At 41.5% G+C, this 13,587-nt stretch carries 13 protein-coding genes; 11 read left to right on the top strand and 2 right to left on the bottom strand.

Translation table 11 applies throughout. From position 1 onward, the window contains the following. The first annotated feature begins 112 nt into the window (after nt 1-112). From Q0Y65_RS14010 to Q0Y65_RS13965, 10 genes are all read left to right on the top strand, one after another. Entirely contained in the window at nt 113-1,858 is a 1,746-nt protein-coding gene (locus tag Q0Y65_RS14010) for a VirD4-like conjugal transfer protein, CD1115 family (protein ID WP_297961215.1), read from the top strand. Between the two features lie 5 nt (nt 1,859-1,863). Next, nucleotides 1,864-2,124: a helix-turn-helix domain-containing protein gene (locus Q0Y65_RS14005; protein WP_297961135.1), complete on the top strand. Its 261-nt coding sequence runs from the start codon at nt 1,864-1,866 to the stop codon at nt 2,122-2,124. 1 nt (nt 2,125) lies between these two features. Further along, nucleotides 2,126-3,049, top strand: a complete 924-nt coding sequence (locus Q0Y65_RS14000; RefSeq protein ID WP_297961131.1) for a conjugal transfer protein TrbL family protein — start codon at nt 2,126-2,128, stop codon at nt 3,047-3,049. A 10-nt stretch (nt 3,050-3,059) separates the two neighbouring features. Further along, the gene (locus Q0Y65_RS13995) at nt 3,060-3,350 is read left to right on the top strand and encodes a hypothetical protein (RefSeq protein ID WP_297961129.1); all 291 of its coding nucleotides are present in this window, start codon (nt 3,060-3,062) and stop codon (nt 3,348-3,350) included. Next, nucleotides 3,331-3,915, top strand: a complete 585-nt coding sequence (locus Q0Y65_RS13990; protein WP_297961126.1) for a hypothetical protein — start codon at nt 3,331-3,333, stop codon at nt 3,913-3,915. The genes Q0Y65_RS13995 and Q0Y65_RS13990 overlap by 20 nt, the downstream gene beginning before the upstream one ends. Continuing rightward, nucleotides 3,902-5,755 (top strand): VirB4 family type IV secretion system protein, encoded by a 1,854-nt coding sequence (locus Q0Y65_RS13985; RefSeq protein ID WP_297961124.1) that lies wholly within the window; start codon nt 3,902-3,904, stop codon nt 5,753-5,755. The genes Q0Y65_RS13990 and Q0Y65_RS13985 overlap by 14 nt, the downstream gene beginning before the upstream one ends. A 71-nt stretch (nt 5,756-5,826) precedes the next feature. Further along, a complete protein-coding gene (locus tag Q0Y65_RS13980; protein ID WP_297961121.1) occupies nt 5,827-7,050 on the top strand; it encodes a HipA domain-containing protein in 1,224 nt (407 codons plus the stop codon). Between the two features lie 58 nt (nt 7,051-7,108). Then, nucleotides 7,109-8,071 (top strand): hypothetical protein, encoded by a 963-nt coding sequence (locus Q0Y65_RS13975; protein WP_297961118.1) that lies wholly within the window; start codon nt 7,109-7,111, stop codon nt 8,069-8,071. A gap of 4 nt (nt 8,072-8,075) precedes the next feature. After that, nucleotides 8,076-9,167, top strand: a complete 1,092-nt coding sequence (locus Q0Y65_RS13970; RefSeq protein ID WP_297961115.1) for a hypothetical protein — start codon at nt 8,076-8,078, stop codon at nt 9,165-9,167. Further along, nucleotides 9,164-9,361, top strand: coding sequence for a DUF6103 family protein (locus Q0Y65_RS13965; protein WP_297961112.1), 198 nt, complete (start codon nt 9,164-9,166; stop codon nt 9,359-9,361). The genes Q0Y65_RS13970 and Q0Y65_RS13965 overlap by 4 nt, the downstream gene beginning before the upstream one ends. A 122-nt stretch (nt 9,362-9,483) precedes the next feature. Here Q0Y65_RS13965 and Q0Y65_RS13960 read toward each other — a convergent pair whose 3' ends face one another. Continuing rightward, on the bottom strand, nt 9,484-9,888 hold the full coding sequence (locus Q0Y65_RS13960; protein WP_297961110.1) for a hypothetical protein: 405 nt from the start codon (nt 9,886-9,888) through the stop codon (nt 9,484-9,486). A 15-nt stretch (nt 9,889-9,903) separates the two neighbouring features. Further along, nucleotides 9,904-13,236 (bottom strand): hypothetical protein, encoded by a 3,333-nt coding sequence (locus Q0Y65_RS13955; protein ID WP_297961107.1) that lies wholly within the window; start codon nt 13,234-13,236, stop codon nt 9,904-9,906. Nucleotides 13,237-13,348: 112 nt separating this feature from the next. Between Q0Y65_RS13955 and Q0Y65_RS15805 the strand changes: the two genes are divergently transcribed. Continuing rightward, nucleotides 13,349-13,489, top strand: a complete 141-nt coding sequence (locus Q0Y65_RS15805; RefSeq protein WP_363293572.1) for an LPXTG cell wall anchor domain-containing protein — start codon at nt 13,349-13,351, stop codon at nt 13,487-13,489. Nucleotides 13,490-13,587 lie beyond the last annotated feature (98 nt).

The raw sequence follows: 13,587 nt of genomic DNA, 5'->3' as shown, positions 1-13,587 counted from the left end.
CCCTGTTGCCCTCGACAACAGGCTTTGAATATACCAGTTTATTTTATTATTAATAGCAAAAGAAAGAATATATGGAGGAATGAATTTGAATGAAAAACAGATAGTTATTTTAATACTGCTGTCCGCCGCTTTTATCGGTTTTATTATCCTCACCAATGTTCTTGATAACAAGAGCATAAACGGCATAAAATCGAAGAAAGTCGGTGACGGACAGTACGGAACGGCGCGGTGGGCTACAAAGCCTGAGATACGGCAGTACTTTTCTTTTCTGCCATTCGAGCCGCAGAAATGGCGCAAGGGAGAAGCTCTCCCGACAATTCAGGGAATTGTTATCGGCTGCCGCGGAAAGACCAATACAACAGCACTTGTCGATACAGGTGACGTTCATACGCTGATGATAGGAGCTGCGGGCGTGGGAAAAACAGCTTTTTTTCTGTACCCGAATATCGAGTTCTGCTGTGCAAGCGGAATGTCATTTATCAACAGCGATACCAAAGGAGATGTAGCTCGAAATTACGGAGAAATAGCCAGGAAATACTACGGCTACAATGTTTCTGTGCTTGACCTGAGAAATCCTACAAGAAGCGATGAAAACAATATCCTTCATCTTGTGAACAAGTATATGGACATATATCTTGCGGATAGGAGTAACCTTTCAGCTAAGGCAAAAGCCGAAAAACATGCAAAAATAACCGCCAAAACCATAATCAATATAGGCGGCGGTGACAGTGCAAGCTACGGTCAGAATGCCTACTTCTATGACTCCGCCGAGGGTGTGTTAAGCTCGATAATACTGCTTTTAGCAGAGTTTGGAGATAAGAATGAAAGACATATAGTTTCAGTTTTTAAGCTAATACAAGAGCTTATTGAAAAGTCCGCGCCGAATAATTCAAAGGATAAGTACGCTATGTATTTTGCAAAACTCATGGATAAGCTGCCCAGTGACCACAAAGCCAAATGGCTCGCAGGAGCTGCACTCAATACAGCGGATCAGGCGATGCTGTCGGTTATGTCAACTGCGCTTTCAAGGCTGAATAATTTCCTCGACAGCGAAATGGAGCAGCTTCTTTGTTTCGGAACGGCTATAGATGCGGAAAAGTTCTGCTCGGAGAAATCAGCGATTTTTATCATACTCCCCGAGGAAGATCAGTCGAAATACTTCATGGTGTCCCTGCTTGTTCAGCAGCTATATCGCGAGTTACTTGTTATCGCAGATGAAAAAGGCGGAACGCTTGATAACCGAGTAATGTTCTATCTCGATGAAATGGGCACTTTTCCGAAAATAGAAGGTATCGAAGCCATGTTCTCCGCAGGACGAAGCCGAAAAATATCCATAGTTGCGATAATACAGAGCTTCGCACAACTTGAACAGAAATACGGCAAGGAGGGCATGGAGATAATCACGGATAACACTCAGCTCACAGTTTTCGGCGGCTTTGCTCCGAACAGTCAAAGTGCCGAGGTATTATCAAAGGCGCTCGGAGAGCAGACTATCCAAAGCGGCTCTGTTTCACTCGGCAAGGAACATTCTCAGTCCTTACAGATGATAGGCAGACCGCTTATGACAGTAGATGAACTCAAATCAATGCCCAAAGGTCAGTTCATTGTAATGAAAACAGGAACACATCCGATGATATCTCCGCTGAAACTGTACTTCAAGTGGGGCATCAGCTTTGAAGAACCGTTCCTGCTGCCAGATAAGGGCGCGAGAGCTGTGGCATATATGTCACGCGAAAAGCTTTTCAAGGCAGTCGAACAGAAGTATCCGCAGAAAAATAAAAAGCCTCCTGCCGAGGATTATGAGTTTCCCGAGGTGCAGGAGACGAAACCAAAAGTAAAGACGAAAAAAGGTCGGTGATAATAATGATAGTGCCTGAGAAGATATATAGGCTGAAACTTTCTTCAACGGAGATAAACGTGTATCAGTATCTGTGCAGCAGGGCAAACAAACAGGGGGAGTGTTTCCCCTCTCAGACTACTATCGCTAAAGCTGTGAATATGCACAGGTCAACTGTGAATCAGGCAATTAAGCGATTGGAGGGGAAGAAGCTGCTTATCATAGAGCAGCGTAAGAGAAAAGACGGCGGTACTTCATCAAATCTATACAGGATCGAGGTGATATAGCGTGTTTGACTGGATAGGAGATGCGGTAGAATGGATAGGCGACGGCATTTCATCTGCATGGGATAATACAGTCGGAGTTGTAACAAGTGATGCCGCGAGAATGATATTTGATGTTATCTTCAACTGTATTTTTATCATGATATATGATGCAATAGCTGATATATTCACCTGGATAAATGAAACGTCAGCTGATATATTTGATCTTGCATGGATAAATGCCTTTATTTCGTTATTTCACCATATCGGTTGGGGATTGTTTGTCTGCGGATTGATAGTAGCGGTATTTGACACTGCAATAGGCTGCGAAAACGGTCAGGCGAATATAAAGGGAACATGTATGAATGTTATGAAGGGATTTTTTGCAGTGAGCTTAATTACTATTGTACCACAGCGTTTATATTCATTTTGTATATCGTTACAACATAGCTTTGCCTCTGATCTTGTGGGAGCACTTATACAAAACAGGAATGGATCGCTTACAGATTCGGGTATTGAAGTAATAGAGGCTCTGGCATCAGATGTTTCATTGACACATCTTTTCTTTATAATACTTTTCGGTTATTGTGTTATAAAGACTGTATTTGCGAATATCAAGCGCGGCGGTATACTTCTTTGCCAGATAGCGGTCGGCTCGCTGTATATGTTCAGCGTCCCGAGAGGATATACGGACGGTTTTGCAAATTGGTGCAAGCAGGTAATCGCTACATGTCTGACAGCATTTTTACAAACTACTATCCTGTATCTGGGATTACTTACATTTCCAGAGCATCCTATACTCTCAGCTGGCGTATGCCTTTCTGCAGGAGAAGTACCGAGGATAGCTCAGATGTTTGGCCTTGATACAAGCGTTAAGGTCAATATGATGAGCATCAGCAGTACAGTTTCTATGGGTTCGAGAATGATTCGCGCCATAGGGAAGAAATAGAGGTGAACGAATGAAAACATACATATATCCCGAAAATCTCAGGGCAACCGTTAAGCTGTGGTTCTGGAATGTTCGGGATTTTATTATTATATGCGCGGGTGTTATTGTTTCGGTAATGTTCTTCGCAAAGCTGTGGACTCCGGTGCCGATGGCGCTGACTGCCTGTTATGCGTTTCTTACACTCAGGGCTGAGGATACAGATATTCTTGACTATATATTAAACGCCGTAAAGTTCTTCTGCACCACACAGCAGGAGTTCAGATGGCAGATAGGAGAAGATAATGGCAGAAAAGAAAAGTAGGAACAGCCTGCAAAGGCTCATAGGCTTTCAGACCTTCACAAAATACGGTGTTAAGACCGATAAGAGCGAATTCATCTTTTATCATGTTGAGCCTACAAATATATCGGTACTGCCTCCAGAAGTTATCGCAAATAAGATGTATGACTTGGCAATGGTACTGAGCGTAGTTCCGGAGCTTGAAATTATGGCTCTCGATAGCTGTGAGTGCTTTGACGATAACAAGGCGTATGTCAGAAAAAGGCTTGCAGTCGAAAAGAATCAGGCAGTACGAAAGCTGCTTGCGGCAGACCTTGAATTTCTTGACGAGGTACAGGTGGGAATGTCCTCGGCAAGAGAGTTCCTGTTCATATACCGTTTCCGAAAGGAAAAGGAAGAACAGGTATTCAGCCTCATAAACCGAATAAGTAAAGCAATATCAGATCACGGTTTTGTGGCTCACAGACTTGAAAAGCCTGAGATAAAGCGAATGCTCGGCTTGTACTTCGGAACAAGCATCAAAGCGGACTATATTCCCGATATCGAGGGCGAGGAATATGCAAAGGAGAATGCAGATGGGAATAATTAAGAACGTACTCAGAAAAGTATTCAAGCGCAGAAAACAGCTTACCCCGGAGCAGCTTGAAGTCATAGCAACTAAGGACTTCTTTGACAGGACGCTCCCCGGTACAGTCAAGTTCTATACCGACCACTACATATGCGGCAATTATTACAAGAGCATATGGGCGATAACCGAGTATCCTCCCAACACCGAGGAAACAGCTCTGCTTGCACATCTTGCAGATAGAAGCGGCGTTACGCTTCGTATCCACAACAGGCTTGTGACTGCTATGGAACAGAAGAAGATAATGCAGCAGGCTATGCGTAAGAATACCATGATGTCCACAACAAACGATATCAACGAGACTGTCAAGGCAGAGGAAAATATGAACGATATCGTAAATCTGCTTGCGGAGCTTAAACGCGACAGAGAAACGCTTCTGCATACGGCTGTTTTTATTGAACTCAAAACTGAAACCGAGGAAAAGCTGCGCGAACTTCAGGCGGATATACAAATGGAGCTTACGCGCTCAAAGATATCTGTCGATAAGCTGCTTCTCAGGCAGAAAGAGGGCTTTCTCTCGGTTCTCCCCTGCGGCAATAATGTATTCGGAGCGCAGTATGAACGTGTGCTGCCGTCAAGCTCGGCAGGAAATTTATATCCGCTGAATTACAGCGGCAAGACCGATTCCAACGGCTTCTATATAGGACGTGATAAGTTCGGCGCGAACATTCTCGTTGACTTTGATAAGCGTACCGATGACAAAACCAACAGCAATATCCTTATTCTCGGCAACAGCGGACAGGGCAAGAGCTACTTAATGAAGCTGCTGCTCTGCAATATGCGCGAATCAGGCAAGAGCGTTATCTGCCTTGATCCTGAATCAGAATACGAGGACTTATGCAATAATCTCGGCGGCACATATATTGATATGATGTCGGGAGAATATATGATAAATCCCCTTGAACCCAAGTCATTCGGAGAAGCTGACAGGAGCGAGGAAGCTCCTGATACCTTCCGCAGGGTAACAAGACTTAGTCAGCACATATCCTACCTCAAGGACTTTTTCAGAGCATACAAGGACTTTTCCGACAGCGAGATAGATACCATAGAGATAATGCTCATAAAGCTGTACAACCGTTTCGGCATTGATGATAATACGGATTATTCCAGGCTGACCACTGCCGACTACCCGACAATGGCAGACCTCTATGAACTGACGGAAAAAGAGTACAAGGCTTATGACAGGGAGAAAAGAAACCTTTATACCGAGGAAACGCTCCAGAATATATGTCTCGGCATTTACAGTATGTGCAAGGGAGCTGAGGCTCAGTATTTCTGCGGTCACACCAACATAAAGGACGGCGATTTCCTATGCTTCGGCGTGAAAGGCATTATGGACACCAACAAGCAGTTAAAGGGTACTCTGCTTTTCAATATTCTCAGCTACATGAGTTCGCAGCTTCTTGGCAAGGGAAATACAGTTGCTGCCATAGACGAGCTTTACCTTTTCCTTTCCAATATGACCGCTATCGAATATATCCGAAATGGAATGAAGCGCGTCCGAAAAAAGGAATCTTCGTTTATTATCGCCTCTCAGAATATCAACGATTTCCTTATACCCGAAGTCAAGGAGTTCACTAAACCGCTGTTCAGTATACCTACACACACTTTCTTTTTCAATGTAGGAAACTGTTCGGCGGCTGAATTTATGGATACGGTTCAGCTTCTCAAACCCGAATACGATCTCATCGCACACCCTGAGCGCGGAACCTGTCTCTATCGCTGCGGCAATGAACGTTATCTGCTGCAGGTCCATGCTCCTTCGTATAAGGAGGCTCTCTTCGGAAAGGCAGGAGGAAGATGACAAAAGACTTGATTTATACTGAAAATAATGGTATAATAACTAATATCGGTAAAAGGAAAAGAGGTGCACCAATGAAATATCTGTTAATGCATAAGAATATAGAGGTTGCGGATATTGATATCGATGATGTTCTTGGAGGAATAACATCAGTCAATGAAGTAATGCGCAGGGAACATTTTCCTGTAGGAATAGTGCACCCTTTACATCATAATGAGGTCATTGACCGCGGCGCATTGAATAAATGGTGGTGCAGCCGTTCCATTCCTGCGAGCAGAATGGGTATTGCCGATGCTTTTGATACACTTGGTATATCTGATCCGAGCGAGCTTTTGACAAAATGCTTCGGTCTCAGCCTTTCTGATCATTACTGGATAAAGCCGAATGGCAGCAGTATGAAGTGGGAGGACGTTAATTTCTTCGATAACAATTTCTCTGATGATATAGGTGATGTATTATTCGGAACAAATACCAAATCATCAGGCTTTGATTTTAATTCGCCCGATAATACCTCCGACGGTAATCTTAAAAAGCGTTGGAAGATAATAGACGGTAAACGCTGCTTGCTGAAAGCAGGATCGATGCCTTATAGGCAGCAGCCGTATAACGAGGTAATCGCTTCAATAATAATGGATAGACTTGGAATAAGCCATGTTCCATACAGCATAATCCATTTAGGGAACGAGCCGTTCAGCCTTTGTGAGGACTTTATTACAAAGGATACTGAGCTCGTCAGTGCTTACAGGATATTGCAGATCAGAGGGAAAGAGAATCACGAAAATGATTATCTTCACTATATCAATACCTGTAAAGAACTGGGCGTTGATATATCAGCTGCTATTGATGAGATGATAGTTGTTGACTATATAATTGCCAATGAGGACAGGCATTTTAATAATTTCGGACTTATAAGGAACGCAGAAACACTTGAATGGATAGGCGCTGCACCGATTTTTGACAGCGGTACTTCCCTTTGGTTTAACCGTTCCGAAGATCAGATAAAGAATACAGAGATAAAATGCAAGCCATTCAAAAAGCATCACAGCGAACAGATAAAGCTTGTTTCAGATATCAGTCGGTTTGATTTTTCAAAGCTCAACGGCGTTGAAGATGACATCAGGAAGGTTCTTGAAGGACAGAAGCCTGAGCGAATTGAACTGATTTCTGAGTCGGTAAGAAACAGGATAGAGACTTTACAGAAGTTGACTATCGGACAGAACGTTTATGCTGAAAACGGCTTTACGGACGAATATTCCGAAGAAGTTACCGCTGAGGATTATAACATAAGCATGAATTGAATGATTTATATGAGCTGCCATTGGCAGCTCTTTCTTTTACATGAGGTGTTACAAAAAAATGATTACAACGATAGCGAAAGCCCTGCTGAAAATGAAAGTCGTTGATACGGCAACAGATAAGAAGAAACGAGATACTGTCCTCATAGTAATCGGAAGTATTTGCGTAGGACTTTTAATGCTGATACTGCTCCCGATAATCGTATTTATGTCATTAGGAAGTGTAGAGCCGCCCGAAACTGATTTACAGTTTGATATGGCGGCTTTTATTTCTCAGCTATCGCCCGAACAACAAGAGAATATCTCGGCAGTTGAGGCTGACGGACAGTCAATAGCTGATGCAATGACTGCGGCCGACCTGAGAGAGCAGACGATAAAGGCGCAGCTAATATATATGTCCTACTTTAATGGCAACAGGCTCACGGACTTCACGGCATACGGAGAGCATTTCTCACAGGACGATGAGCAGCTTATACAAAGTCTCAATGCCGATTACTGCATTGATATCGATTACACTGAATTCAAGCGGACGTATACTCTTGTGATGAATTCTACTATCAACGAGTATATGTTCACGGACAGCTCCGCTAAAAACGCCTCCGATCTCGCCGCATGGTGCAGGAACGCTTATGAATCGGGCTGGGGATATGCAGATAACTGCTTCGGTGAGCGCACGGGCGAGAATCGTATTCGCTGTGCCGATAATGTGGGACTGATAATGGGGTATGTGCGTTATGATACCGAAAGTAAGAACTTCACAGATGAGATCGTTGATATGTACTATACCGAGCAAGGCGGCATTGATACCATGCCTGAGATACAGGGCGTGGGAGTATCCAACGGTACTGACTTCGGAGTGTATGTCGGCGGTGGAGAAGTTGTTTTCTCTTCTGCTATTGGCGGCTGCGTTCAGCGGCAGGCTATCTCGGACGGAGATTGGACGAACTGGTGTACTTTTGATGCGGTCACATATCCGCAGGAAGTAACGGAACAGGAAACAGAAACAACTACAGGAGGAGAGTGAGATTATGAGAGCGAGATTACGAAATAAATATGATGACAAGTACAGCATCACTGTACAACTGCCTAAAAAGCCGTTGGAGCTTTACGAAATCCTCGACAGGCTCGGCGTTGAAAATAAATACTGCAATGTATACATCAATATTGATGATGAGCGTATTCCCGAAGAAATGTGCAAGGGCGGCTTCTATGATGACCTGTTCAAACTGAATTTTCTTGCACAGCGGCTTGAGCAGTTAACGCCGTCATATACGGCAGGCTTCAAAGCAGTTCTTATGGCTCATGAGGATTATAACCTTGATGACCTGATACTTGTGACATACGGCTTGGAAACATATCCGATATATCCCTGCAGGGATTATGCTGAGCTTGGTGAAGTAGTTATCGACAATGATATGATATCCGAGGTTGAAAACTGTCCCGATGAGCTGATACCGCTGCTTGATAAGGCTGCGATAGGCAGGCTTGCTGCTGAGCAGTTCAAAGGGACATTTGTTGACGGATATTACTGCGAAGTCTTTGATTATGAACCGCCTGACATGGAGATAAACATCGGTAAACCATCTCGAAATGAGTTCCAGATATTGATCGGTGAAACTGAAAAGTCGGTTCAATGGTATACTCTGCCTTACAATGGCGACTATACCGAGGAACAAGTTTACGAATTGCGGTCGCCGCTTCCTTACATAGATCACGTTGAAAATATCTCAAAGCTGAATGAGCTTGCAGAAAAAATCGCAGCACTTGATAACGCTGACCTTGTAAAGCTGAAAGCAGTCATGGAGCTTGGAGAGATAGAGAATGAAGAAGGTGCAATAGAAGTTATTGACAGTCTTTCAGAATTTGAATTTGCTCCTCTGCTGCGTGATGAGAACTCTTACGGCAAGAAATATCTGCAAAAGCTACTGCCGCAGGATTTTGATATAGAGATACTTGAAGCTGCAAACCTTGCCGACATCGGCAGCCGTGTACTTAACGCTAAAGGCGGCATTGTAACTTCATACGGAATAATATCGGGACAAGGTCAGGAGCTTTACTCTCCTATCTTTCGGGAACAGGAGCAGACTGAGGACGAAGAAATGGAGGTGAGCTTGACATGAAAGACAAGATTATTTTATCAATGAGCGATAAAAAAATATCTGCGCTGGAGATGTATCTGACACAGCGGAACACCACGCTGAATGCTGAGATCGATAAATACGCAGAGCAGCTTTACAGCAAGACAGTGCTCAAAAACGTCCGAGAGTATATCGATACTGTTTCAAGCAATAATCAGGCAAAGAAAACAAAATGATAGTTCCTGGCAAAAAACTCCGCCAGTTTCATCAGATACGCTTTAAGTGCAATTCGCAGCTTTCAACATAATATGCTAAAATTATAAGGGCAGTTTGGGCTGCCCTTATAATTTTATATTTTTTAGGAGTAGTAATCATCAAATCTTGGTGATGCCAGAAATGCAACGAAAGCCATTAACAAGAAACATATAGTATAATATACTAAAAGAAACTTGTTGATTTTTTTGGATTTCACTCCTATAATGATTGAAATGAGCATCATGATTGAAATAATAATAAAAAATATAACATTTTTATGATTCTCAACAAACCACCATGACGTATCTCTCATAATTCTAAAAATACGAAGCCCTCTATATTCACCAAAAATATCATCAAGCCAATATTGATGTTTTAACCATAAACTATTTGGAGTTCTTGATGGACTATCATATGGATAAATAAGGATGGTTTCAAAATTCCCAATAATATAAATAACAGTTGCAACAATAGTTGCTACATTTAATTTTCGCTGTATTGATTTCATATAAATCCCACCTTATTAATAACATTTATCAGAGAAATCATTTTTAATTAGTTCTTCATAATCAATTCCGATATCGTTGCAGACTTTGATATAATGATTTTGAGCATTTATATCTACTTTGGTAATATCATTTTTATCTGCTGGGCGATGATTAATTACGTTATCATTTTCAGCATTTTTAATTGGCTTAGGATCTGATATCGTATTTCCATATTCTAGATAGGTGTCTCTGTCAAATTTATTATGTTTCTTTTTATGCTTGGAGGAACTTGCATAATTGTATGTACCCATATTTTTGCCGTAATCATTGTTCTCGGTTATGATATTTCCATTTTTATCATAAACAGCTTCATATATATTATCAGTATTATTTGAAGATATAAATTTGATATTATACGCGCCGTTATCACCAAACATATGGAATCTACCCTTTTGTGGACTACACATTATCCATTTATCGTTTATATTGGGTGTTGAATTGATAAGGTCAATCATATCTTGTAATGTTTCCGGAGTACGATTAAGTTTTAGTCTGAAATAGTGTAATTCTTCGTCAACTGTGCCGTATTCTAGCACGCATTCATTGAAAAACTTGCAAAAACTAAGCCAGTTTTCATCAGATACGGATTTAAGATATAATCCGTAATTATTTACATCTGTCATCATTATGTCTAATTCAGCTTTTGCTATATAATCATTTTCCTTTTTGATGTTAAGATAATAAGGCAAAACACCATCCAAAATATTATACCATGTGTGGTTATATGACCCCTGATATTTAAGCTCTGCCTTTTGAACGACTTCTGCTTTGTATTCATCTGTACCAAAAGGCTTGATATATGCTTTTTTCAACGGCTCTGGATCATCATAATCATTCAATCCGTCATCATCCGTATCCTCATCGGTAGGATCAGAGTGAATAGGTAAGTAATAACGCGGAGTTGGATCATTTAAAAGGAAGTTATATTCGCCATTAGTGTTAAATCTTGTAAGATGACCTATTATGTCTGCCACACGGAAAACGGGAAGTTCTATACTGCCATCAGAATTAACTGTTATTTTTGACGTATCAACTTCCTCCCAGTCTGTCAAAGGATCTTTATCAGATTTTGTTGCTCCGTTGGGAGTAAGTTCACCGTCAAGGACTATCTTCTTCCACCTTGTCGGAAGATAGATATCATATATAGGTCGGGCTGCTGATAGATTCGCCTTCAAATTCTCAAGCATTTCAAGACGTGTCACTTTATAATATACGTATGTATAGAATCCGCCGTTTTCCTTTATTCTCTGTATATACTGGAGGCGCTCATTTTCATCATACCAGTAAACTGCGGGATCAATTTGGCTATATATGCCTATTCCGCGGTCTATTACTGACCATTGATTATATTGACCCTCACATATGCCGGCTGCACTATTGACAAGATATATAAATCTATCAGCATTTTGACGCAAATGGATAGATTCTATCAGCACCCTGAAAGCTTTACTGGAATTACAAGCATATTGACTATATCCATAGTTTATTGTTTCAAGTGTACTTTTTACAGCGTCAAAGTTTGTATGATATGTCGTTTCACCTGAAAGAATTTCTGCCTTAGTTCTTCCAAAACCAATAATGTATACTCTGACATCTGCATATTCTGAAAAAACTGCTTCGCAAAATGAAAGTAACTCCTCTTTTTCCGTTTTAAAAGAATGCTCATCATCATCTCTGCCTGAAGTTTGTAAGAGAAATACGATATCAATGGGATTGTTTACATGCTCCGACGCCCATTCAGAATTGTTGTCCGGAGCGGCTTTGGGTGCCGCCTTAGGTGCAGGAACATTATTCTCGGCAGGCATTTCCACATCGAGATTATCGAGCCAGATTTCCATATCCATGAGGCAGTAAGTACCTGTTTCATTTACTGCTGCATAGAGTTTGTTGTTCTCAACATCAAATTCAGTCTCAACGGGGAGAAGCATTCCTTCTTCTTCATCGAACCTGAACACATTCAGGCGCTTTATACCCTGAAATTCGCCAAGTGATGAGAACTTATCAAGAGTATTATCGATATAAGCTTCCTTTATATCATATTTTAGCACTATTTCTTCAGGATTGCAAGTGTCAGTGATATCTATGTTGACACTTGCGCCTATCATAGCATCGTTTTCTATGGCAGCTGAATAACCGCTCTCATCTACAGTAAGCTCTTCTTCAGCATCACCGTTGGTCTTTATATCTATCGAGAGCACATATGGGCTTTCAGCTGTATTGACGGAAGCGAGAATATTGTTATCCGCAGATATAGTTTGCTGAACAGCATATTCGCCGTCGGGAACGCCATTTGTTGCAGGATCATTCGGGTCAAGGCCAAGTTTTATCTCTGAACCGTCATCTATCCCGTCTTCATCGCTGTCAGCGACCAGCGGATCTGTTCCATATACATAGATTTCGTCATAGTCGCTGGGCCCGTCCAGATCTGTATCGGGAGTCCAGGGATATGTTCTTCTTGTAAACTCGTCTATGTTGCTGAGACCGTCCTCATCTGTATCTGCATCAGCATCGGAAATACCTTCTGTTACCGAATCATAAACAAGGGGATCAGTCTGAGTAAAGACATATTCCTGATAATCTGTAAGTCCGTCATCATCTGTATCAGTATCATAGGGATCGGTACCTATTTTCAGTTCATATATATCCGGAAGACCGTCTTCATCGCTGTCAAGAACTTTTGTATCATATCCGTTCTCTGTACTGATTACTATGAAAGGAACAGATTCAAATACCGTACCGTTGTTTGTGGTTTCAATTACCTTTATGTATTTCTTTTCAAAAGGCTCTGTGAATGAGTACTCAAAAGAATCTACGTTTGTTACAGTACCTATTGAGATGTAGCTCTCACCATCATCTGATATCTGTATATCAAAGCTTCCGTCGGGTACTGTGGTATTCCAGTATACGCTGAATACTTCTGTTTCATCATCATACTCGCCGTAGGCAACTATCTCTATATCATCAGTGTTTATTGGTTCCGACTCATTACCAAGGAACTCCGCCATCTGAGAGTTGTAGTTTGCATTGAGATTGGGACAGGTTATAGTTATGGTATCGGCAATGATGATAACACTGTTGATATTCAGATTCTGTGCAGTGATATTAACGCAGCCATAAGGTGCATAGACAAGTCCGTTAAGGTTAACATTATCTGTATTTATAGTTATATTACCGGTTTCAGCACAGATAACAGAGTCCTGGGAGTTCTCCACGTTTCCGCTGAGGATAACATCATTCAGAGCCTTTATGCCGCTTGTAATATTTATATTACCTGTAAGACCGATATCTCCTTCAGCTTCAATAGGCATATTGATGTTGATATTTGTAATGTGAGAATAATGGGTTTGTGAGGTGTAGATAAAATGACTGTTATTGGATTTAGAGTATCAACTAAAGAGATAAGGTACCACTACATCAACGATAACAAATGGAGACAATAACATTACCACTCTTCCTCAGACGGGCTACTCAGATATTTATTTGAAAATTGTAGTTGTTGCAGTACTTATGACAATTTGCGGTACAATGCTTATAGTTAAATCAAGAAAAGAAACCGAATAAGTAACTATTAAGAGCGTCACTTGTTAAGTGACGCTCTTATTTAGTAAGCGTCAAATAAACCGCGTCCCATAGGATACAAAAATGCCCTCGCCGATGGC

Source organism: uncultured Ruminococcus sp., from assembly GCF_947301925.1.
Taxonomy (GTDB): Bacteria; Bacillota; Clostridia; order Oscillospirales; family Ruminococcaceae; genus Ruminococcus.
The sequence above is the reverse complement of the archived record's forward strand: the minus strand, read 5'-3'. Positions and strand labels throughout refer to the sequence as shown.